The organism is Shimia sp. MIT1388 (assembly GCF_047124445.1).
Lineage (GTDB): Bacteria > Pseudomonadota > Alphaproteobacteria > Rhodobacterales > Rhodobacteraceae > Shimia.
The window spans coordinates 2,429,670-2,450,702 of the sequence record NZ_CP138921.1 but is presented as its reverse complement, the minus strand read 5'-3'; the positions used below and the strand labels follow the sequence as shown (position 1 = coordinate 2,450,702).

26 protein-coding genes are annotated in these 21,033 nt (G+C 57.6%); 16 read left to right on the top strand and 10 right to left on the bottom strand.

Translation table 11 applies throughout. The annotated features are described in order from the left end of the window. The first annotated feature begins 120 nt into the window (after nucleotides 1-120). The 3 genes from phnG to SIB92_RS12235 are packed head-to-tail and all read left to right on the top strand — an operon-like array spanning nucleotide 121 to nucleotide 2,227. Entirely contained in the window at nucleotides 121-564 is a 444-nt protein-coding gene (gene phnG, locus SIB92_RS12245; protein WP_412552320.1) for a phosphonate C-P lyase system protein PhnG, read from the top strand. Next, a complete protein-coding gene (gene phnH / locus SIB92_RS12240) occupies nucleotides 564-1,133 on the top strand; it encodes a phosphonate C-P lyase system protein PhnH (RefSeq protein WP_412552319.1) in 570 nt (189 codons plus the stop codon). The genes phnG and phnH overlap by 1 nt, the downstream gene beginning before the upstream one ends. Further along, nucleotides 1,133-2,227: a carbon-phosphorus lyase complex subunit PhnI gene (locus SIB92_RS12235; protein ID WP_412552318.1), complete on the top strand. Its 1,095-nt coding sequence runs from the start codon at nucleotides 1,133-1,135 to the stop codon at nucleotides 2,225-2,227. Before phnH ends, SIB92_RS12235 begins: the two co-directional genes overlap by 1 nt. An 8-nt stretch (nucleotides 2,228-2,235) precedes the next feature. On the opposite strand, the gene SIB92_RS12230 is transcribed toward SIB92_RS12235, so the two are convergent. After that, nucleotides 2,236-2,409 (bottom strand): hypothetical protein, encoded by a 174-nt coding sequence (locus SIB92_RS12230; RefSeq protein WP_412552317.1) that lies wholly within the window; start codon nucleotides 2,407-2,409, stop codon nucleotides 2,236-2,238. Nucleotides 2,410-2,455: 46 nt separating this feature from the next. Between SIB92_RS12230 and SIB92_RS12225 the strand changes: the two genes are divergently transcribed. Genes SIB92_RS12225 through SIB92_RS12210 form a run of 4 tightly spaced genes read left to right on the top strand, consistent with a single transcriptional unit; the run spans nucleotide 2,456 to nucleotide 5,351 of the window. Further along, nucleotides 2,456-3,337, top strand: coding sequence for an alpha-D-ribose 1-methylphosphonate 5-phosphate C-P-lyase PhnJ (locus tag SIB92_RS12225; protein WP_412552316.1), 882 nt, complete (start codon nucleotides 2,456-2,458; stop codon nucleotides 3,335-3,337). Then, nucleotides 3,334-4,104: a phosphonate C-P lyase system protein PhnK gene (gene phnK, locus SIB92_RS12220; RefSeq protein ID WP_412552315.1), complete on the top strand. Its 771-nt coding sequence runs from the start codon at nucleotides 3,334-3,336 to the stop codon at nucleotides 4,102-4,104. Before SIB92_RS12225 ends, phnK begins: the two co-directional genes overlap by 4 nt. Nucleotides 4,105-4,131: 27 nt before the next feature. Next, entirely contained in the window at nucleotides 4,132-4,815 is a 684-nt protein-coding gene (gene phnL / locus SIB92_RS12215; RefSeq protein WP_412552314.1) for a phosphonate C-P lyase system protein PhnL, read from the top strand. Beyond that, nucleotides 4,815-5,351: a phosphonate metabolism protein/1,5-bisphosphokinase (PRPP-forming) PhnN gene (locus tag SIB92_RS12210; protein ID WP_412552313.1), complete on the top strand. Its 537-nt coding sequence runs from the start codon at nucleotides 4,815-4,817 to the stop codon at nucleotides 5,349-5,351. Before phnL ends, SIB92_RS12210 begins: the two co-directional genes overlap by 1 nt. On the opposite strand, the gene SIB92_RS12205 is transcribed toward SIB92_RS12210, so the two are convergent. Next, nucleotides 5,333-6,016 (bottom strand): DUF1045 domain-containing protein, encoded by a 684-nt coding sequence (locus SIB92_RS12205; RefSeq protein WP_412552312.1) that lies wholly within the window; start codon nucleotides 6,014-6,016, stop codon nucleotides 5,333-5,335. The two genes, SIB92_RS12210 and SIB92_RS12205, sit on opposite strands and share 19 nt — an antisense overlap. A 52-nt stretch (nucleotides 6,017-6,068) precedes the next feature. Between SIB92_RS12205 and SIB92_RS12200 the strand changes: the two genes are divergently transcribed. Then, a complete protein-coding gene (locus SIB92_RS12200; RefSeq protein WP_412552311.1) occupies nucleotides 6,069-7,214 on the top strand; it encodes an alpha-D-ribose 1-methylphosphonate 5-triphosphate diphosphatase in 1,146 nt (381 codons plus the stop codon). A 58-nt stretch (nucleotides 7,215-7,272) separates the two neighbouring features. Here SIB92_RS12200 and SIB92_RS12195 read toward each other — a convergent pair whose 3' ends face one another. Beyond that, on the bottom strand, nucleotides 7,273-8,871 hold the full coding sequence (locus SIB92_RS12195) for a phosphoenolpyruvate carboxykinase (RefSeq protein WP_412552310.1): 1,599 nt from the start codon (nucleotides 8,869-8,871) through the stop codon (nucleotides 7,273-7,275). A gap of 373 nt (nucleotides 8,872-9,244) precedes the next feature. On the opposite strand from SIB92_RS12195, the gene SIB92_RS12190 reads away from it, so the two are divergent. From SIB92_RS12190 to SIB92_RS12160, 7 genes are read left to right on the top strand one after another with little or no spacing between them, the layout of a single operon-like run. Further along, nucleotides 9,245-9,946: a response regulator transcription factor gene (locus SIB92_RS12190; RefSeq protein ID WP_294119486.1), complete on the top strand. Its 702-nt coding sequence runs from the start codon at nucleotides 9,245-9,247 to the stop codon at nucleotides 9,944-9,946. A 33-nt stretch (nucleotides 9,947-9,979) separates the two neighbouring features. Next, the gene (locus SIB92_RS12185; RefSeq protein WP_412555832.1) at nucleotides 9,980-11,665 is read left to right on the top strand and encodes an ATP-binding protein; all 1,686 of its coding nucleotides are present in this window, start codon (nucleotides 9,980-9,982) and stop codon (nucleotides 11,663-11,665) included. Nucleotides 11,666-11,668: 3 nt separating this feature from the next. Further along, a complete protein-coding gene (locus SIB92_RS12180) occupies nucleotides 11,669-12,133 on the top strand; it encodes an HPr kinase/phosphorylase (protein ID WP_412552309.1) in 465 nt (154 codons plus the stop codon). After that, entirely contained in the window at nucleotides 12,134-13,006 is an 873-nt protein-coding gene (rapZ, locus tag SIB92_RS12175) for an RNase adapter RapZ (protein WP_412552308.1), read from the top strand. It abuts the gene before it with no gap. 50 nt (nucleotides 13,007-13,056) lie between these two features. After that, nucleotides 13,057-13,449, top strand: coding sequence for a PTS sugar transporter subunit IIA (locus SIB92_RS12170; RefSeq protein ID WP_294119483.1), 393 nt, complete (start codon nucleotides 13,057-13,059; stop codon nucleotides 13,447-13,449). A 4-nt stretch (nucleotides 13,450-13,453) separates the two neighbouring features. Next, nucleotides 13,454-13,732, top strand: coding sequence for an HPr family phosphocarrier protein (locus SIB92_RS12165; RefSeq protein ID WP_412552307.1), 279 nt, complete (start codon nucleotides 13,454-13,456; stop codon nucleotides 13,730-13,732). 27 nt (nucleotides 13,733-13,759) lie between these two features. Continuing rightward, complete coding sequence (locus SIB92_RS12160) at nucleotides 13,760-14,647, top strand: lysophospholipid acyltransferase family protein (RefSeq protein ID WP_412552306.1); 888 nt, start codon at nucleotides 13,760-13,762, stop codon at nucleotides 14,645-14,647. A gap of 68 nt (nucleotides 14,648-14,715) precedes the next feature. On the opposite strand, the gene SIB92_RS12155 is transcribed toward SIB92_RS12160, so the two are convergent. Further along, the gene (locus SIB92_RS12155; protein WP_412552305.1) at nucleotides 14,716-15,591 is read right to left on the bottom strand and encodes a 3-hydroxybutyryl-CoA dehydrogenase; all 876 of its coding nucleotides are present in this window, start codon (nucleotides 15,589-15,591) and stop codon (nucleotides 14,716-14,718) included. Between the two features lie 161 nt (nucleotides 15,592-15,752). Here SIB92_RS12155 and SIB92_RS12150 point away from each other — a divergent pair, with 161 nt between their 5' ends. After that, nucleotides 15,753-16,580 carry a DUF6473 family protein gene (locus SIB92_RS12150; RefSeq protein ID WP_412552304.1) on the top strand — a complete coding sequence of 276 codons (828 nt, stop codon included), beginning with the start codon at nucleotides 15,753-15,755 and terminating at the stop codon, nucleotides 16,578-16,580. A 73-nt stretch (nucleotides 16,581-16,653) separates the two neighbouring features. Here the strand turns inward: SIB92_RS12150 and SIB92_RS12145 are convergent, their stop codons facing one another. The 6 genes from SIB92_RS12145 to SIB92_RS12120 form a co-directional block, all read right to left on the bottom strand. Further along, the gene (locus SIB92_RS12145) at nucleotides 16,654-17,583 is read right to left on the bottom strand and encodes an electron transfer flavoprotein subunit alpha/FixB family protein (protein WP_412552303.1); all 930 of its coding nucleotides are present in this window, start codon (nucleotides 17,581-17,583) and stop codon (nucleotides 16,654-16,656) included. Continuing rightward, entirely contained in the window at nucleotides 17,583-18,341 is a 759-nt protein-coding gene (locus tag SIB92_RS12140; RefSeq protein WP_412552302.1) for an electron transfer flavoprotein subunit beta/FixA family protein, read from the bottom strand. Before SIB92_RS12140 ends, SIB92_RS12145 begins: the two co-directional genes overlap by 1 nt. A gap of 247 nt (nucleotides 18,342-18,588) precedes the next feature. Continuing rightward, nucleotides 18,589-19,161: a cob(I)yrinic acid a,c-diamide adenosyltransferase gene (locus SIB92_RS12135; protein WP_412552301.1), complete on the bottom strand. Its 573-nt coding sequence runs from the start codon at nucleotides 19,159-19,161 to the stop codon at nucleotides 18,589-18,591. Nucleotides 19,162-19,165: 4 nt separating this feature from the next. Continuing rightward, complete coding sequence (locus tag SIB92_RS12130) at nucleotides 19,166-19,369, bottom strand: twin transmembrane helix small protein (protein WP_168591950.1); 204 nt, start codon at nucleotides 19,367-19,369, stop codon at nucleotides 19,166-19,168. Between the two features lie 79 nt (nucleotides 19,370-19,448). Beyond that, nucleotides 19,449-20,282: an SDR family NAD(P)-dependent oxidoreductase gene (locus SIB92_RS12125; RefSeq protein WP_412552300.1), complete on the bottom strand. Its 834-nt coding sequence runs from the start codon at nucleotides 20,280-20,282 to the stop codon at nucleotides 19,449-19,451. A 45-nt stretch (nucleotides 20,283-20,327) separates the two neighbouring features. Then, on the bottom strand, nucleotides 20,328-20,942 hold the full coding sequence (locus SIB92_RS12120) for an SH3 domain-containing protein (protein ID WP_412552299.1): 615 nt from the start codon (nucleotides 20,940-20,942) through the stop codon (nucleotides 20,328-20,330). Nucleotides 20,943-21,033 lie beyond the last annotated feature (91 nt).

The following is a 21,033-nucleotide window of genomic DNA, read 5'->3' as shown; positions in this document are numbered from 1 at the left end:
TGGTCAAGGTCTGCTTTGTGTCATGAAAATTTCATGGGCCTCAGGATTGCGCGACTCGCATCGCACAGCTAGGATTTGTCTAGTTGTATAGGAAAGTAGACAAATTCACAAGGTGTCTAGATGACCGCAGAAAATAACAGACGCGCCTGGATGTCGCTGCTCGCCAAGGCGCCCGTAGATCGATTGAATGCGCTTTGGCAGGCATACGGTGCCGCCCCTAAATTCCACTGGCTGCGCGCGCCGGAAATTGGCGCGAGCATGGTGAGGGGCCGCCTGGGAGGCACTGGCGCGCCCTTCAATCTTGGCGAAATGACGCTGACGCGCTGCACCTTGCAGCTAGAGAGTGGCGAGGTCGGGCACGGCTATGTGCAGGGACGTGACAAGCAGAAGGCAGAGATTGCCGCGCTGGTGGATGCGTTGATGCAGGGGCCGGAAGCGGCGGCGGCGGAAGCCGCGATCCTGAAGCCGCTGGGCGATGAGCTTGCAGAGGCCAAGACCGCGCGTGCGGAGAAGGCTGCGGCCACAAAGGTGGACTTCTTCACCATGGTGCGGGGAGAGGACTGATGAACGCAGATGTTTTAAAAGGCGGATTTGCCGATGCGCCGGTGGATGCCGCACATGCGTTTCGCGCGGCGATGAATGTGATGGCACGGCCAGGCACGATCGAAACCCTGGAAGGCGCTGAGCCGCCTTCACCGATGTCGGCGGCCGCTGGGACGTTGATCCTGACGCTTTGTGATCCAGACACGCCGCTGCATTTGGCTGGCGACTGGGATTGCCAGGAAGTGCGGGACTGGGTCGCTTTCCACATTGGAGCGCCCATCGTAGGGGCCACACATGCGATGTTTGCGGTGGGCGATTGGGACACGCTTGCGCCGCTCAACCGTTTTGCAATTGGTACGCCGGAGTATCCGGATCGTTCAGCGACATTGATTGTGGAGCGCGAGACACTTGGGGCCGCGGGAGCAACATTGCGCGGACCTGGCATCAAGGCAACCGCAGTGATGGCTTTGCCTGAGGCAGAAGCGTTTCAGATGAATGCGCAGCTCTTCCCACTGGGGCTCGATTTCTTCTTCACCAGCGGAGATCAGGTATCTGCGCTGCCGAGAACAACAAAAGTGGAGGCAGCCTAATGTATGTTGCAGTGAAAGGCGGCGAGCGCGCGATTGACAATGCGCATGCGTGGCTGGCCGAAGAACGCCGTGGAGATCTGAATGTGGCGGAACTGTCCGTTGCGCAGATCCGCGAACAGTTGAGCCTTGCGGTGAACCGGGTGATGGCGGAGGGATCGCTGTATGATCCGGATCTGGCGGCGCTGGCGATCAAGCAGGCGCGGGGCGATATGATCGAGGCGATTTTCTTGATCCGCGCCTATCGCACCACTTTACCCCGCTTTGGGGCCTCAGCGTCGGTAGAAACCGCGGATATGGCCTGTGATCGCCGGATTTCGGCAACCTTCAAAGACGCGCCGGGCGGGCAAGTTTTGGGGCCAACGTTTGACTACACCCACCGTTTGCTTGATTTTGCGCTGGCCGCTGAAGGCGAGGCTCCCGCGGTTGAGCGCGGTGAAGCACGCGCAGAGCCGACGCCGCATATCACGGAATTTCTCAACAAAGAGGGGCTGATCCAGACGGAAGTGGACTCGGAAGATGTCCCTGGCGATTTGACGCGGGAGCCGCTGGAATTGCCCGCCAATCGCCCGCTGCGGCTGCAAGCGCTGACGCGCGGCGATGAAGGCTTTGTGCTGTCCATGGCTTATTCCACGCAACGTGGATATGCGCGCAACCACGCTTTTGTGGGCGAGTTGCGTATCGGCAAGGTCCCTGTCGAGATGGAGATCCCTGAACTGGGGTTTGCCATTGAGGTTGGCGAGATCGAGTTAACCGAATGTGAGACGGTGAACCAGTTTCAGGGCTCCAAGACCGAGCCGCCACAATTTACCCGCGGATATGGGCTGGTGTTTGGGCAGTCCGAACGCAAAGCGATTTCGATGGCATTGGTGGATCGGGCGCTGCGCTGGGAAGAGTTGGGCGAAGACAATCTTGGCGCACCGGCGCAGGATGAAGAGTTTGTGCTCTATCATGCTGACAACATTCAGGCGACGGGCTTTTTGGAGCACATCAAGCTGCCACACTACGTGGACTTCCAATCCGAACTGGAACTGATCCGCAAGCTGCGGCGTGAAGCGATGGAAAACGTGGCACCGGTAAAGGCGGCGGCGGAATGATGCTGAGATTAAAAGGTATCCGGCGGCACGTTCCGGTCATTGTCACGCCGCGCATCCATGCGCTTTTGCACCGGGTGCTTGCGCTTTTTGCTGGGGCCACGCAGCGAGAGCCACAGCGCGCCAACCACCAGCACAGTGCCAAACACAATCGAGGCGAGGTTCACAAAAGTGTCTTCGCTCATATCCCATCTTTCGTCATGCAAATGCTTACGCCGGAAAGGGCGCGTCATGTCTGACTATAACTTTGCTTACTTGGATGAACAGACCAAGCGCATGATCCGGCGCGCAATCCTCAAAGGTCTCGCCATTCCAGGCTATCAGGTGCCGTTCGCCAGCCGCGAAATGCCGATGCCATATGGCTGGGGTACCGGCGGCGTGCAGGTTTCAGCGGCGACTCTGACGCCGGACGACACGCTGAAGGTGATCGACCAGGGCGCGGATGACACCACAAATGCCGTTTCGATCCGCAAGTTTTTTGAGAAAACCGCCGGTGTGGACACCACCGAAGAGACGGCGCACGCGAGCGTCATTCAGACCCGCCACCGCATCCCCGAGGAAGACCTCCGCGAGGATCAAATCCTTGTCTACCAGGTGCCCATTCCAGAGCCGCTGCGGTTTTTGGAGCCTTCGGAGATTGAAACCCGGAAGATGCACAGCCTCGAGGAATATGGCCTCATGCATGTGAAGCTCTATGAGGACATCGCCAAGCACGGCGCCATTGCCACGTCTTACGCCTATCCGGTGAAGGTCGAAGGCCGTTACGTGATGGACCCAAGCCCGATCCCGAAGTTTGATAACCCAAAGATGGAAATGGCCGCGATCCAGTTGTTCGGGGCTGGTCGGGAGCAGCGGATCTATGCGCTGCCGCCCTATTGCAAAGTGGTGAGCCTCGATTTTGAGGACTTCCCGTTTGAGGCCAGCAAGGCTGACCATCCTTGTGACATGTGCGGTGCCACGGACAGCTATTTGGATGAGGTCATCATGGATGACGCGGGCAACCGGATGTTTGTGTGCTCGGACACGGATTATTGCGCCAGCCGCCGCAAGGCCGGCCACGTCGGCGTGCAAGCCGCAGCTGCAAGTGCTGCGTTGAAGGAGACAGCCGCATGACGCCGCTTCTTAAAGTTGAGAACATCAGCAAGTTCTACGGCCACCGGATCGGCTGCAAGGACGTGAATTTTGACCTCTACCCAGGTGAGGTCATGGGAATTGTTGGGGAGAGTGGGTCAGGCAAGTCGACTCTGCTCAACTGCCTCGCCGGGCATCTTGATCCGGATACCGGCGAGGTTCTGTTTGAAATGCGCGATGGCGCCATGCGTGACACAGTCACGATGAGTGAACCGGAGCGCCGGATGTTGAGCCGCACGGACTGGGCCTTTGTGCATCAGCACGCCCGTGACGGGCTGCGCATGAACGTGAGCGCAGGCGGTAACGTGGGCGAGCGGCTGATGGCGGTGGGTGCGCGTCACTATGGCAACATCCGGGAAGAGGCTGTGGATTGGCTTGGCCGCGTGGAGATCAGCGAGACCCGTGTGGATGACCGGCCAACGCAGTTTTCCGGCGGTATGCAGCAGCGGTTGCAGATCGCGCGCAATCTGGTGATCGGTCCGCGGCTGGTGTTCATGGATGAACCAACAGGTGGCCTGGACGTCTCCGTGCAAGCGCGGCTTTTGGATCTGCTGCGCGGATTGGTGCGTGAGATGGGGTTGAGTGCGATCATTGTGACCCATGACCTCGCGGTGGTTCGGCTTCTGGCCGATCGCTTGATGGTGATGAAAGACGGCCATGTGGTGGAAACCGGCCTGACCGATCAGGTGCTGGACGATCCGCAACATGCGTATACGCAGCTGCTGGTCAGCTCGGTTTTGCAAGTATGACCTATAGGTTTTGAGAAAGAAAAACTGATGATTGAGATCAAAAATCTGAGCAAGACCTTCACTCTGCACAATCAGGGCGGGGTCGTTATTCCGGTGATGGACGCGGCTGAGCTTTCGGTGGCACGCGGCGAATGTGTGGCCCTGACAGGAGCATCAGGGGCAGGAAAATCCACCTTGATGCGGATGATTTACGGCAACTATCTGGCTGCCGCCGGTTCCATTGTGATGGACGGTGTGGATGTGGTTGCCGCAGAGCCGCGTGAGATTTTGGCGCTGCGGCGGGAGGTACTGGGCTATGTGAGTCAGTTCCTGCGTGTCGTGCCAAGGGTGCCAACCTTGGACGTGGTGGCCGAACCTTTGTTGGCAGTTGGCGTTGAGACTGAAGCGGCCCGAGACCAGGCGCGAGACCTGTTGGCGCGGCTCAAGATTCCGGAGCGGTTGTGGTCTTTGTCCCCGACGTCCTTCTCTGGTGGTGAACAGCAACGTGTGAATATCGCACGAGGATTTGCGCACGGCTATCCGGCGATGTTGTTGGACGAGCCGACAGCAAGTTTGGATGCCGCCAATCGCGAAACCGTGGTGAGCCTCATTGAGGAGGCCAAAGCGCGTGGCGCGGCGATTGTTGGAATTTTCCATGACGAAGCGGCACGAGAGCGCGTTTGTGATCGAGAGATTGACGTCGCCGTTTTCACACCCGGAGTGGCTGCGTAATGGCTCAGGTTGTGGGCGTTGTTGGCCCCTCAGGCGTGGGAAAAGACTCTGTGATGGAGGCCATGGCCGCGTTGCGCAAGGACATCAAACTCGTGCGCCGGGTGATCACGCGCCCGGCGGGCGCGGGCGGTGAAAGGTCGATTGGGGCCACAGACCACGAGTTTGATGGCCTGATCGCACAAGACGCGTTTCAGCTTTGGTGGGCGGCGCATGGTTTGCGCTATGGCGTGCCGCGTGCCGCAGTTCAAAATCCAGTGGCGTCTATTGTCCTGGTGAACCTGTCACGGGGTGTTTTGGGTCAGGCGCGAACGGCGTTTAGCGATTTCACCGTCCTTTCACTGACGGCTAAAACGGAGACGCTCGCTGCCCGCTTGGCGGCACGGGGGCGGGAAACCTCCGCCGAGATTGTCGCGCGTTTGGAGCGCGCAGGCAGCCTGCGCCCGCAAGGCCCTGATGTGATAGAAATTGCCAATGATGGGCCGCTGGGCGAGACGGTCGAGAAAGCTTTGACTGCACTTCAGCCGGTGAGGGCTTGACGATGAATTTCGTGGAACATCCCGTTGGTGTCTTCCCCAACAAGCGTCAGGCTGTCGACCTCAAAGGGGCGGGGCAGAAGCGGCTCGATGTGCGGCGCGAGGGTGTTCATGGTGGCCTCGACATCTCGCCCAAGACGGCCGGACAGGGTGATGTGAAAGCGGAACTCCTCCATCACATAGGGGTAGCCCCATTGCGCCAGCAGCGTCTCTTGGGCCGCCGTCAGGTTGGCTTTGCGACGCCGCGCCAGTTCGGCGTCAGATGGCGGCGCCCGAAATGCGTCCAACTCTCGGACCACTGCGCCCGCGAGATTGGCCAGCGGGGTTTGGTCTCCATCAATTTTCAGCGCGATAAAGCCGCCAAGGCGGGCCAAGACGAGGCCGTCCAACGTGACCGGCGCCAGAGTGGCGCAGATTGCATCAAAGCGCGCCGCGAGAGCATCAGCTTCCGTGCCATCCGCCAAAAAGAATGGCGGCTTAATAGTGCCGTGCAGCCCGTATTTGCGCGGCGTGGCCGTGATGTCGGCCAGCGGCCGAGGAAGCCCCTCTTTTGTTGGATGGGCTACGGCCTCTCCTTTGACAGGGTCCCACCCCAACCAAGACTTCCCGAAATCCGCCAGTGCGCCAGGGCGCGGAGTGTAGTATACGCCGTATCTTTGAAACTGCATGGTGCCTCTTTCAACCTTTTGACAGCGAATGCCAACAATGCGTGACACCCACATGACACAAGAGATGATACTTGCAAATGCCACCCTTGTTTTGCCTGAGGAAACCGTGACGGGGTCCATTGTGGTGAGGGACGGGCAAATTGCGGACATTGCGCAGGGCACTTCGGTGCCGAACGGTGCGGAGGACTGCGAAGGGGATTTTGTAGCGCCAGGGCTGGTGGAGCTGCATACTGACAATCTGGAACGCCATATGAAGCCGCGTCCCAAAGTGGACTGGCCCCATCAGGCCGCGATTGTGGCGCATGATGCGGAGCTCGCAAGTGTCGGTATCACCACGGTCTTTGACGCTTTGCGGGTTGGTTCGATCCTGTCTGATGAGCGGCGCAACTACGGCAAATACGCGCGATCTGTGGCCGATGAAATTCTGTCGATGCGCGACAGTGGGGGCTTGCGGATCAGCCATCACCTGCATCTGCGGGCGGAGACCTGTTCGGAGACCCTGGTCGAGGAACTGGCCGAATTTGGTCCGGATGATCGGGTTGGGATTGTCAGCCTGATGGACCATACGCCTGGTCAGCGGCAATTCACGGATATCTCGAAATTTGAAGCCTACGTGCGTGGCAAATACGCGATGGATGCGGAAGGCTTTGGGGAGTACGTGCAGTTTCTCTATGGACTGCACGACCGGTTTGGCAAGGCCCATGAAGAAGCGACGGTGGCAGCGGCCCAGCGTTTTGGTGCTGTGTTGGCGAGCCATGATGATACGACAGCAGGCCAAGTGGCCACCTCTGCGGGCTATGGTATCCATTTGGCAGAGTTCCCGACAACGGTTGAGGCGGCGCAAGCCAATCATGCCCATGGCATCGCCAATATCATGGGCGGGCCCAATCTGGTGCGAGGGGGCAGCCATTCCGGCAATGTCGCGGCGATGGAACTGGCGCAACGAGGACTGCTCGACATCATTTCGTCGGACTATGTGCCGTCTTCCCTGCTGCTTGGCGCGGTTATGCTGGGCAACGAATGGGGCAATATGGCCAAGGGGCTGCACACTGTGACAGCCGCCCCTGCCAAATACACCAACCTGGAGGATCGCGGGCGCTTGCAAGTTGGCCTTCAGGCGGACCTCATTCGCTTCCGTTTGACCGAAGGCGTGCCTGCCTTGCGGTCAGCGTGGCACAAGGGACAACGCAGCGCTTGAGTAAAAAGAAAAGCCCCGACGTTTGTCGGGGCTTTTTGCATTTGGGCGATGTCTGCTTTTAGCCGATGGCCGCTGCTTTCACATCGGCGTCAATGTAAGGCAGATACTGCTCGAAATTGTCAGCAAACATCCCGACAAGCTTTTCTGCTTGCGCATCATAGGCGTCTTTGTCCGCCCATGTGCCGCGTGGATCCAGCAGGGCGTCGTCTACGCCTGGCACGGAGATCGGAACTTCGAAGCCGAAGTTGGCATCCTTGCGGAACTCAACGTGGTTCAGCGAGCCATCCAGGGCCGCAGTGAGCAGCGCGCGGGTCGCTTTGATTGGCATGCGGGAGCCGGTGCCATAAGCGCCGCCGGTCCAGCCGGTGTTCACCAGCCAGCATGTGGTGCCAAACTCAGCGATCTTCTTACGCAGCAGTGCGCCATAAACTTCAGGGCGACGCGGCATAAACGGTGCGCCAAAGCAGGTGGAGAAGGCTGGAGTCGGCTCGGTCAAACCGCGCTCGGTGCCAGCCATTTTGGCAGTGAAGCCGGATAGGAAGTGGTACTCTGCTTGCGCCGGTGTCAGGCGGGCCACCGGAGGCAGCACACCGAAGGCGTCACAAGTCAGCATAATCACGTTTTTGGGGTGACCACCAAGGCCATTGTCTGACGCGTTCGGGATCGAATCCAGCGGGTACGCACAGCGCATGTTCTCGGTGAGGCTCTTGTCCTCAAAGTCGAGCTCTTTGGTTTCTTCGTCAAAAACCATATTCTCGATGACGGTGCCGAACATCTTGGTGGTGGCGTAGATTTCCGGCTCGGCTTCAGGGTTCAGGCCGATGGTCTTGGCGTAGCAACCGCCTTCGAAGTTGAAGGTGCCGCGATCGGACCAGCCGTGCTCATCATCGCCAATCAGTGTGCGGTTCGGATCAGCGGAGAGCGTGGTTTTGCCGGTGCCGGACAGGCCAAAGAACACAGCGCTGTCGACAGGGTTGTCTTTGGCGTGGTTGGCAGAGCAGTGCATCGGCATGATGCCTTTTTCTGGCAGCAGGTAGTTCAGCAGACCAAAGACGGATTTCTTGTTTTCGCCGGCGTACTCGGTGTTGCCGATCAGGATCATCTTCTTCTCGATGTTTACAGCGATCACAGTCTCGGTCCGGCACCCGTGTTTGGCAGGATCCGCTTTGAAGCTTGGGCAGTTGATAATGGTGTAATCCGCCACAAAGCTGTCCAGCGTGTCACGATCCGGACGGCGCAGCAGGTGGCGGATGAAGAGGTTGTGCCATGCCAGTTCGTTCACGACGCGCACGTTGATGGCGTGGGTCGGGTCTGCGCCTGCGGTCAGGTCCTGCACAAAGTAGTCGCGGCCTTTCATGTGCTCCAGCATATCGGCATGCAGGCGATCAAAGGCGTCGGATTCCATCGGGGCATTGTTTTCCCACCAGATGGTGTCCTCAGTCATCGGGGTGCGGACGGTGAATTTATCCTTAGGAGAGCGGCCAGTGAATTCGCCGGTGCTCACCAAAAAGGTGCCGCCGTTGCCCAGAGTACCCTCGCCGCGTTTCAGCGCGGACTCGATGAGGGCGGGCTCCATAAAGTTGTAATAGACATTTCCCAGACCTTCGATCCCTTGATCTTGTAGGCGGAATTGCGGGTTTACCCGTCCAAATGTCATTATCTTACTCCTGTAGCCGCGTGTCCTGTTGCGGCGGTCCTTGAAAGTCCTCGGGGCGAAATATTCTTGCGCATCAAAACACCCCGAAGTGCGACAAGGGCCTCATACCATGCCAATTATTGATAAGAACAGGACGCTTTGGCGCAGTTAGCGCAACCAAATGCAGGTTAGCGCAATCAAGCGTTCCGATAGGAAAGGGGGTGCTGCGATTGTCGCCAAAAGTGAGACAATTTAGCCATTGCTCAAGGAATTTCTGGCCAAATAAGTCCGGTTTGTTACCCGAATCGCACTTTTACGTTGATTGCCCCAGTCTGAATTGCGCATAATGCCGCAAAAAACAGACATAATAAGAGCAGTAATAAGGACCGATCCCATGTCGAAAATTGCCCTTGTGGATGACGACAGGAATATCCTGACGTCGGTTTCTATCACCCTTGAGGCAGAGGGGTTTGAAGTCGAGACATATAATGACGGCCAGCAAGCGCTGGATGCATTTAACAAGAAACTCCCGGATATGGCCGTCCTGGACATAAAGATGCCGCGCATGGACGGTATGGATCTGTTGCAGCGCTTGCGCCAGAAGACCAGCATGCCGGTGATCTTCCTGACCTCCAAGGACGATGAGATCGATGAGGTTCTGGGATTGCGCATGGGCGCAGACGATTACGTCAAGAAGCCGTTTAGCCAGCGTTTGCTGGTGGAGCGCATTCGCGCGCTGCTGCGCCGCCAGGAAGCCGTTGATGGCGATATTGTTGGCGAAACCGAAGATACCAAAATCATGGAACGCGGTGAGCTAACCATGGATCCACTGCGCCATTCGGTGAGCTGGAAGGGGCAGGACGTCACGCTGACCGTGACTGAATTCCTTTTGTTGCAGGCCCTTGCGCAGCGGCCCGGCTTTGTGAAAAGCCGCGATCAATTGATGGACGTCGCATATGACGATCAGGTCTATGTTGACGACCGCACGATCGACAGCCACATCAAGCGCCTTCGCAAGAAAATGCGGACCGTAGACCGCGACTTCTCCGCAATTGAGACGCTGTACGGCATCGGTTATAGGTACAACGAAGAGTAACGACACAAGGCCGGAAGGACCAACGTGCAAGACATGGCCCAAGGGCGGGACGGGGACGTTGTTTTGGGCGATGATTGGGTCGCCCCTGAAGCCAACGTCGAAGAAGAGTTGCAAGGCCGGCGCGAACGTCGCCGGCTTTTGCCTCTGGGGAAGTCCCCGCTGACACGCAAAATCATTACCTTTAATATGATCGCACTCCTGGTGTTGGTCGCAGGTATTCTATTTCTCAACAGCGCCCGTGACAGCTTTGCGGTGCAGCGCGCCACTGGGCTTGTGACCGAGGCCCGGCTGATTGCCGGCGCCTTTGAAGCGCAATTGCCGTCAGGCGCGCCAGTCAACCTCGCCACAAATGATGGTGTTGATGTTGGCGCAACGCTGGACAAGTTGCCGCTTCAAGTTGGCACAACCGTGCATGTCTATGACGCGGCGGGCAAAACGGCTGGCAGTAAAGAAGGCAAAGCCTCTGCGGAGGCGGCCGAAGTTTTGGCTGAGCGTCCAGAAGGCGCGCCACTCACATCCGCGCTCAACAAGATTTGGAGCTCGATTTCCGGCAAAGACGGTGCTGCAGAAGCTTCGGCAGGTCAACTGAACAGTCAACTGCAAGCGATGGCACAGGCGGCAGTGTCTGGTAAGGAAACCTTGGAGACGCTTGTTGCGGCTGATGGCGGACATGTGTTCGCAATGGCCGTTCCAATAGAGCAGAATAACAGTGTTGTAGGGGCGGTGGTGTTGACCAGTGCCTCCGGTGAACTTGATCGCATGGTGAGTTCCGAGCGGGAACGCGTCTTGCAGATGTTCCTGATCGCCACGGTGGTGTCGGTGGGCCTGTCCATGGTGCTGGCGTCTACAATTTCCAATCCGCTTTCTGATCTGGCCGCTGCGGCAGAGCTTGGCAGAGACAGCGACAGTCGGAAAGTGAACCCGGGCCGTGTGCGTATTCCGGATTTGACGGCGCGCCCTGATGAAATTGGACGTTTGTCCGGGGCTTTGCGCGGCATGGTTTCGGCCCTTTATGAACGGATCGACAGCAACGAACAGTTTGCGGCAGACGTTGCCCATGAAATCAAAAACCCATTGGCCTCTTTGCGGTCTGCGGTTGGTTCGCTCCGCATGGTCAAAAAGGAAGAACACCGGGAAAAGCTGCTCAATGTGATCGAGCATGATGTGCGCCGCTTGGATCGGTTGGTGAGCGATATTTCCAATGCATCGCGCCTAGACAGCGAGTTGGTCAAGGAAGAAGAAGAGACCTTCGACCTGCTTGGGATGGTTGGCAACTTGACGCAGTATTTGGGCGAGGATGCCAAAGGCAAAGGTATCGACTTCATCACGGACTTGCCTGATGCGCCGATTGACATCACAGGCCTTGAAGCCCGCCTGGCGCAGGTCTTTGTGAACCTGATCACCAATGCGATCAGTTTCTGTGAGGATGGCGACGCGATCCGTGTGTGGGCGCGCAAGCGCGAAAACCGGGTTTTGGTAGTTGTGGAGGATACCGGCCCCGGTATTCCGGAACAGGCACTGAACAAGATCTTCAACCGGTTCTATTCACATCGGCCTGAATCGCAGTTCGGAAATAACTCCGGTTTGGGGCTGGCCATCTCTAAGCAAATTGTGGAGGCGCACGGCGGTGTCATTTGGGCGGAAAACATCCGACCAACCGATGCGGATGTGACCTCGGAGCCGCTCGGGGCGCGTTTTGTTGTGGGGCTGCCGGTGTAGGCCATGACGCAGGCGGACGATCTATTCTCTGCACAGTTGGACAGCGCCGTTGAAGAAACCCTGTTGCATGCGTCCTGCGTGGCTGATGGCGGGCGCGCCGTTCTTATTAGGGGAGCTGCGGGCAGCGGCAAATCCAGCCTGGCGCTACAACTCATGGCGTATGGTGCGGAGTTAGTTTCGGATGACCAAACCGTTGTTCAGCTCTCCGAGGGGCGCCTCCTAGCATCAGCGCCTGACACCACTCGTGGATTGATCGAGGCCAGGTCAGTGGGAATTTTGCGCGCTAAGCCTGTGCAGAAAATTCCTCTGTCTCTGGTGATCGACTTGGACCAAACTGAAGATCAGAGGTTGCCGCACCCAAGGCAAGTTCAAGTTCTAGGGCAAGAGCTGCCTATGCTTTGGGGAGTAGACGCGCCTTATTTTGCGGCTGCCGTGTTGCAGCTATTGCGTCATGGAAGGAACGCGTAAATGCCCTCTGACATCGCGCAGGACAAAGTGCCTTTGGTGCTGCTCACCGGCCCATCCGGTGCCGGCCGCTCTACGGCCATCAAAGCGCTAGAGGATGCGGGGTTTGAAACCATCGACAATCTCCCCTTGGGCTTGTTGCCGAGACTTTTGTCCGGTCAGCCGCTCAAGCGGCCTATGGCGTTGAGCCTGGATGTCCGCAATCGAGACTTCTCGCCAGCGGCCATCCTGGACGCGTTGGAGCTGGTGGATGAGTTGCCCAATGTGGCGCCTGAGTTGTTGTACCTGGATTGCCGCGCGGAAGTCTTGCGCCGTCGTTATAACGAGACCCGGCGCAGCCACCCTCTGGATCGGCAGGAAGATCCCAACGCGGGAATCGAGACTGAGCTGTCGTTGCTACAAGAGGTGCGGGGCAGGGCCACAGTGTTGATTGAGACATCCGAGTTAACCCCTCATGAGTTGCGCCACGCGGTCCAAAGCAGGTTTGCGCCACAAGATGATCAAGCGATTGGCCTGACGCTTCAGTCTTTCAGCTACAAACGTGGTATTCCCCAAGGGGCGGATTTGGTCTTTGATTGCCGGTTCCTGCATAATCCGCATTGGCAGGCCGAACTCCGCGCGATGGACGGTGGCGATGGGCCTGTTGGTGCCTATATCGCGACCGATCCGGGCTATGCGCCATTTGTTTCCAACCTGAAAGAGATGCTAGAGCACGCGTTGCCAGGGTATGTCCGCGAGGGACGCAGCCATCTTCACGTCGCTTTTGGCTGCACTGGCGGCAAACACCGGTCCGTATTCCTGACCGAGACAATTGCCGAATCCCTTGCAAATAGGGGCTGGCGGGTGTCTATAAGACATCGCGAACTCAATCGGTAGGCAGTGCTAGGCGCGCGTCCGCAGATCGCAGAAGATGGGGAATAGATAGCTTGATCGGTATCGTGATCGTGGCACATGGTGGTTTGGCCAATGAATATTTGGCTGCCATGGAACATGTCGTTGGCGCCCAAAATGGTGTCAGCGCGATTACTATTGAGCCCGATCATGATCGCAGCCAGAAACAGCGTGAAATCTGTGCCGCAGCTGACGCAGTGGACCACGGAGACGGCGTTGTTGTTGTCACAGACATGTTTGGCGGTTCGCCATCCAATTTGAGTTTGCGCGCCTGTGCCCCGGCCAATCGGCGCATCCTTTATGGTGCAAATTTGCCGATGCTGATTAAATTGGCCAAAAGCCGCCACCTGGACGTAGCCGATGCGGTCAGAGCGGCGCTGGAAGCTGGCCGCAAATATATCGATAGCCAAAATATTCAAACAGGGTAAGCAGATGAGTGATGTCATCCAACGCACGATGCAAATCGTGAATGAAAAAGGTCTGCATGCACGCGCATCCGCAAAGCTTGTTGAGGTTGTCGAGGGATTTGACGCTTCGGCAGAAGTGTCAAAGGATGGCTTGAGTGCGGGTGGTGACAGTATTATGGGGTTGCTGATGTTGGCGGCCTCCAAGGGTACCAGCATTGCAGTGGAAACCAGCGGGCCGGATGCACAGGCCTTGGTCGATGCCATTGAGGCGCTTGTCGCAGACAAGTTCGGCGAAGGATTCTAACAAGGGCCGCGGCGTAGGAAGACGAATTTGGTAGATACGGTGCCAGAGGCGCAGGTCGCAAAGCCTGCATCAGAGACGGAAGGTCAGGTCTATGATCGCCGCACGTTGACCTATGCCAATTCTTTTGATGACCGCTGGACCTCGTTTGCAATTCGCGCGATCGAGTGGATGACCGGCAAATTAAAAATTTTGCGCATGGTCAACAAGTTTGAACGCGACAATGAGAAATACCGCGGCCAGAAGTTCTGGCGTGGCGCGCTCAACGTGATGGGTATTGAGCTGCAAACGCCGCTCGAGCAACTCCAGAACATTCCGTCAGAAGGTCCGGTCGTGGTTGTGGCCAATCACCCGCACGGGATGGTGGACGGCATGATTTTTGCGGATTTGATCGGCCGTGTACGCCAAGATTATCGCATTTTGACGCGCTCCGTGCTGACCGGCCTTGATGAAGCTGCGTCTAGTTTTATGATTCCGGTACCCTTTCCGCATGACCCCGACGCGCAGCGCAAAATGGTTGAGATGCGCGGCAAGGCGATGGCGCATCTGAAAGAAGGGGGCGTCGTTGCACTGTTCCCCTCGGGCGTCGTCATGAGTTCGGACACTTGGTTTGGTCCGGCCATTGAACAAGAGTGGAACGTCTTTACCGCGCAGATGATCCGCCGGTCCGGCGCACGCGTGGTCCCGATTTTCTACCCTGGTCAAAACAGCCGTGCGTATCAGATTGCCAACAAGCTATCGCCAATTCTGCGGCAAGGGTTGTTGCTACATGAGATTGTGCGGTCCTGCGACAAGCCACAGGCCCCCATTGTTGGGGCGCCGTTGACAGATGAGCAAATGGAGCAGCTTCAATCCGACCCGCGCGGATTTATGGCGTGGCTGCGCCAGCACACGTTGGACCTCGGAAAGAACGCTTAAATTCGCTTCCGTTGACTACAACAAGAAACGCGAGGTTTAGGCCTCGCGTTTTTAATTTTGTTTTTGGGTTAGCGCGTTGGTACCGGTGCGTCGCCTCTGTAGTCGTAAAAGCCGCGTTTGGTTTTGCGGCCAAGCCATCCCGCTTCAACATATTTGGTAAGCAGAGGACAGGGGCGGTACTTGGTGTCTGCCAGGCCGTCGTGCAGCACATTCATGATCGCCAGGCAGGTGTCCAAGCCAATAAAGTCGGCCAGCTCCAGCGGCCCCATGGGGTGGTTAGCGCCCAGTTTCATCGCGTTGTCGATAGAGGCCACATTACCAACGCCTTCATAGAGCGTGTAGCAGGCCTCGTTGATCATCGGGATTAGGATGCGGTTCACGATGAAGGCCGGGAAGTCTTCGGCGCTTGCAGCGGTTTTGCCGAGGCGCTCAACGATGCCCAGACAAGTTTGGTAAGTGTCTTCGTCAGTGGCGATGCCGCGGATCAGCTCGACCAGTTTCATCATCGGCACCGGGTTCATGAAGTGGAACCCCATGAAGCGCTCCGGGCGATCGGTCCGAGAAGCGAGTCGCGTGATGGAAATTGATGACGTGTTGGACGTGAGCAGGGTATCGGGGCCAAGGTGGGGCTTCAAAGTATCAAAAATTTGATGCTTGATCTCTTCACGCTCTGTGGCCGCCTCGATCACGAGGTCGGTTCCGCCAAGCGCTGGCAGCTCCAATGTGGTCTCGATCCGTCCCATTGCGGCGGCTTTTTCTTCCGCGGAAATCATCTCGCGGCTCACCTGCCGTTCGAGGTTTTTGTCGATGCGCCCAACGGCCGCTTCAAGCGCGTTCTGGTTGATATCATTCAGAAGAACATCATATCCAGCCAGCGCCATCACATGCGCGATACCGTTGCCCATCTGCCCTGCTCCAACGACGCCAATCGACTTGATGTCCATACGTGAAATCCTCTCAAAATCCCTGGCTGACCATAGGCCTGCGCGCGTAGGAGCTGCAAGTGGATAAGGCCCCTAAAACTTGCCACAAAATCGCGCATTAGCTTTTTCGCAAGGGCTTTCGGCGATTCTATCTACTGGGTGAGAAAACTAGTGGTGAGAAAATGTCTTACGAAAAGATGTCTGGCACCGAGCTCAATTATGAGCCGTGCCAATATGGGGAATCGCGATTATTGTTTCGTGGCCCTCAGAAGGCGCTCGACGAGCCCTTTGTTGCGTTTCTCGGGGGTACGGAAACCTACGGCAAGTTTGTGCCGCAGCCATTTGTCAGCCTGCTGGATGAGGCGCTGCCGATCAACTGTGTGAACTTTGGTTATGTGAATGCGGGTATCGACGCGTTTCTTGCGGAGCCGTCGGTGTTGCACATTGCGCAGCAATCCGAAGTGACCGTGGTGCAGGTCATGGGCGCGCAGAATATGTCCAACCGGTATTACAAGGTGCACCCGCGTCGGAACGACCGCTTTATTGGCGCTTCCAACATGATGCAGATGGTGTTCAACGAGATCGACTTTAGCGAGTTCCATTTTACCCGACATATGCTGGGTACACTGTGCGCGCGAGCGCCGGATCGTTATGCCATGGTGCGGGACGAACTGCGCATGGCGTGGAGTGCACGTATGAAATTGTTGCTGAATACGATCGGAGGCAAGATTGTCCTGCTCTGGGTGGCGGACCATGCGCCCGAGACAGCCATGGGGACAAGCGGTTTGGGGCCAGACCCCTTGTTTGTAGACCGGCTGATGATCGAAGAGCTGCGCCCTATGGTGGATGAAATTGTCGAAGTGGTGGTGAGCGAGGGCGCGCAAGCGCAGGGCATCACAGGTATGCAATGTACCGATATGGAACGTGTCGCCGCGCAACGGATGCTGGGTGTTGCTGCCCATCAGGAGGCGGCTGACGCGCTGCAAAAGCCGCTGACGAAGCTGACCTAAGACCACGCCACACGCCCAATGAAAAAGGCCCGCCTGAATAGGCGGGCCTTCATGTATTGTGAGTAGCCGGAGTTTAACCGAGTTTCTCGGTCAGCGCTGGCACTGCTTCAAACAGATCGGCAACCAGACCAAAGTCAGCAACCTGGAAGATAGGCGCTTCTTCGTCTTTGTTGATCGCAACGATGATCTTGGAGTCTTTCATGCCAGCCAGGTGCTGGATCGCACCGGAGATACCCGCTGCGATGTAAAGCTCTGGTGCAACAACCTTACCGGTCTGGCCAACCTGCCAGTCGTTTGGAGCGTAGCCGGAGTCAACCGCTGCACGGGATGCGCCAACTGCGGCCCCCAGTTTGTCAGCCAGGGCTTCGATGATTTTGAAGTCTTCTTCAGAACCAACGCCACGGCCGCCGGAGACAACCACACCTGCGGAGGTCAGCTCTGGACGATCGCTTTCGGCCACTTTGTCTTCAACCCATTCGGACAGGCCGGGATTGTCGGCTGCGCCAACGGTTTCCACAGAAGCGGAACCGCCTTCGCCAGCGGCGTCGAAGGTCGAGGTGCGGAAGGTGATGACTTTGGTGGAGTCGTTGGACTTTACGGTCTGGATCGCGTTACCGGCGTAGATCGGACGCTCGAAAGTGTCGCCATCCACAACTGCGGTCACGTCGGACAGAACCATGACGTCCAGAAGTGCGGCCACGCGTGGCATCACGTTCTTGGCGTCGGTGGTCGCTGGGGCAACGATGTGGCTGTAGTCACCCGCGAGGGAAACGATCAGCGCAGCGGTTGGTTCCGCCAAGCGGTGGCCCAGAGATGCGTCTTCAGCAACCAGAACTTTGGCAACACCGTCGATCTTGGCAGCGGCTTCACCTGCTGCGGCAGCAGAGGCACCAGCAGCCAGAACGGTCACGTCACCCAGTGCTTTCGCTGCGGTGACAGCTTTGGCGGTGGCGTCCAGCGCCAGTTCGCCGTTGTTGACTTCTGCGAGAAGAAGAACAGCCATTACACAGCCCCCGCTTCTTTAAGTTTCTCAACCAGCTCGTCGACGGAGCCTACGATGATGCCGGCGGCACGCTCAGATGGCTCAGAAGTTTTCACAACTTCCAGACGCGGGGTGACATCCACGCCGTAGTCGGCAGCGGTTTTCTCATCCAGCGGCTTTTTCTTCGCCTTCATGATGTTTGGCAGAGACGCGTAGCGCGGCTCGTTCAAACGCAGGTCCACGGTGATGATGGTTGGTGTGTTGACCTTGATGGTCTGCAGACCGCCATCCACTTCGCGGGTTACAACAGCCTTGTCGCCGTCGATGTCCACTTCGGAAGCAAAGGTTGCCTGGGACCAACCCAGCAGCGCAGACAGCATCTGGCCGGTGGCGTTCATGTCGTTGTCGATCGCCTGCTTGCCGCAGAGCACCAGACCCGGCTGCTCTTCTTCGACAACTTTGGCGAGGATCTTGGCAACGGCCAGCGGCTCGATGTCCTGGTCCACGCTGTCAGCAGCAACAACCAGAATGGCGCGGTCGGCACCCATGGCGAGTGCGGTGCGCAGGGTTTCCTGAGCTTGCTTCACACCGATGGAAACTGCGACGATTTCGTCCGCTTTGCCCGCTTCCTTCAGACGGATGGCCTCTTCAACAGCGATCTCATCAAACGGGTTCATGGACATTTTCACGTTGGCGAGATCGACACCTGTGCCGTCCGCTTTCACGCGGACCTTCACGTTGTAGTCAATCACGCGCTTGACAGGTACTAGTACCTTCATGGGCGTAGGACTCCTCAAAGTTTGTCAAAGCCACCTAGAGGCAGCTCATCGGAATGCTCTCACCGCGTTGATATAGTGTGCAACGCTGGCGAAACAGAGCAAAATCGTCACGTTTAGGCGCAACGACGTCGCGTATCAGCGTTTTCACGCCACGTTTTTTGCAAGAATGTTTCCGCGGCGCAGAAAAGTTACGTAAGGGGAATTTGCGTCAACTGACTTGTTGGCGCTAACGGTCGTACTCAACCATTTAGCGATTCGCGCCAGGAACCCACAGCACGTCGGCTCGGCCTTCATCATTTGCGATGCGCGCTGCCACAAAGAACCAGTCGCTGAGGCGATTGAGGTAGGTCACTGCATCGGCATTGATGTCCTCAGATTGCGCCAATTCAACGGACAAGCGTTCTGCACGCCGGGCAACTGTGCGGCAGACATGCAGCTGGGCGGCCAGTGCGGACCCGCCGGGAAGGATGAAGCTGCGTAGTGGCTCCAGTTGGGCATTCATAACGTCAATTTCGCTTTCGAGGCGGGAAACTTGACTGGCAACTACCCGCAGCGGCGGGTACTCGGCCTCGGCATCTTTGGCCATGTCGGGGCGGCACAGGTCTGCGCCCAAATCGAAAAGGTCGTTCTGAATACGGGCGAGCGCCGTGTCCATGTCGCTCTGGGCATGAAGGCGGGCGACACCGAGGAAGGCGTTGAGCTCGTCCGTGGTGCCATAAGCCGCCACGCGGGCATTATGCTTGGCGACTCTGTCTCCATTGCCCAAGGCTGTAGTGCCTTTGTCTCCGGTGCGCGTGTAGATTTTGTTGAGAACAACCATGTGCTCAGCCTCCGCTGCGTAGCCAGACAAAACCAACGATCAGAATGACCGCAACGAACTGCGCGAGTAGACGCAGGCGCATGATTTTGTTGGCGTATTTTTTGTTAAACTCGCCACCTTTGGCAAATCCTCCGATGCCAACCAGAAGGATGAACAGCACGGCCAGGCAGGTGACTGCGATAAGCCAGAAGAGGGGATCGTTTGCCATTGGGGTCTCCATGTTCAGCGGTGGCACAGGTGTAGCGGGTCATTGCCCAAAACTGAACCACCTCTGACACTACGTCGCATCAAGCCTTGGCGATCACCCAATCAAGGAGGGACGTTGGCAGGACGCGTCGAAACACATTCATAATGTAGGCAGGAGTGGTGACGCGGTAGCGTGCGCGCGGGCGATTGGCCTCCACCGCGTGGATCAGTTTCTTGCACACGGCCTCCGCTGGGAGCTCAAACGGGTCCAGGCCCTCCTGCTTTTCGGTGAACCGTTTGACCAGTCCTTGCCTGTAGTCCTCCGCAAAGGCAGAGTTTTCCCAATCGATCCATTCAAAGAACTGCGCTGCGTTGTTCTTGCGCATGTCGGAGGTGATCGGGCCGGGCTCAATCAGGCTTACGTGGATGGGCGTGCCGCGCAGCTCGATGCGCAGGCTGTCCGTGAGGCCTTCTATGGCGTGTTTGCTCGCAACGTAAGCGCCGCGATAACGCATCGAGACGTAGCCCAAGACCGAGGAGTTCTGCACAATCCGGCCATGGCCCTGCGCACGCATGATGGGGATTACTTGCCGCGTGAGGTCATGCCAACCGATCACGTTACTTTCCATGAGGTCGCGCAGGCCATCGGCCGGTAGGTCTTCGATGGCGCCGGGCATGCCGCGGGCGCCATTGTTGAAGAGGGCATCCAGCGTGCCTCCTGTGGCCTCTAAAACCTCTTGCAAGCCGGAGCGGATGCTTTCACAGTCGCGCAATTCAATACGGGGGCTGTCAAAGCCCTCGGCAACCAAGCGTTTGCAGTCGTCGGGGTTGCGGCACGAGGCAAACACGCGCCAGCCGCGGGCGCGCAGGCTATGTGCTGCTGCCAGGCCAATTCCGGACGAGCAGCCGGTGATTAAAATGGATTTCTGTGACATCGACGCCCCGTCGCGAAAAGAGTTTTTCGCAACTTAGGGGGCCGTTCAGTTTGATGCCACCAGCATTTTGCTGGCCATCCAGCCGATTCGACCAGTTTCGCTATCCTTGAGCTTGACCCAGCCGGAGCCATTCTCGCGCAAGACTTCCACTTCGCGATCACGGGGCAGGACCATGAGCACGTTATAGGAGGTGCCGGGACCACCACGCATGTTTACGCGAGAGCCGCGTACACGGCGCAAGTCCGTTGCGCTTTGCGTTTCCAGCGCCAAAGCAAGCGTGTCCTGTACGGTTGCGTCGCTTACGGTTGGATTCACAAGCACAGGTGCGCCCGGAGTGGCAAAGGACTCAAGTCCAGTGACCAGCGAGGCCACGACAACCGGTTGCGCCGGTTGCGCTGTTTCGGCTTCTTGCAAATTGGTCACTTCCGCGGACATCACCACAGGCGTGGCAGCGCTTTGCGTATTTGCAGGCGTGGCAGACGCCTTGATGATCGGCACAGACAGAGCCGCCCGCGCCACAACCGGCGCGTCTTCAACTTGCTTAGGTGCCTTCTTTTCGGCCGTTTGAGCCCGCGTTTTGGGTTGGAAATCTGACCCGCCGCTGAGCTCCCAAAATACAAAGCCTAGAAATGCAAAACTGATAATTACAAACTTGTTCACTTAATCAACCCCCGAGAGAATCACCCGTACTCACAACACTGTCGCATTACAGGATCAAACAAAGGTTTACACTGCGCACATCATAACACGT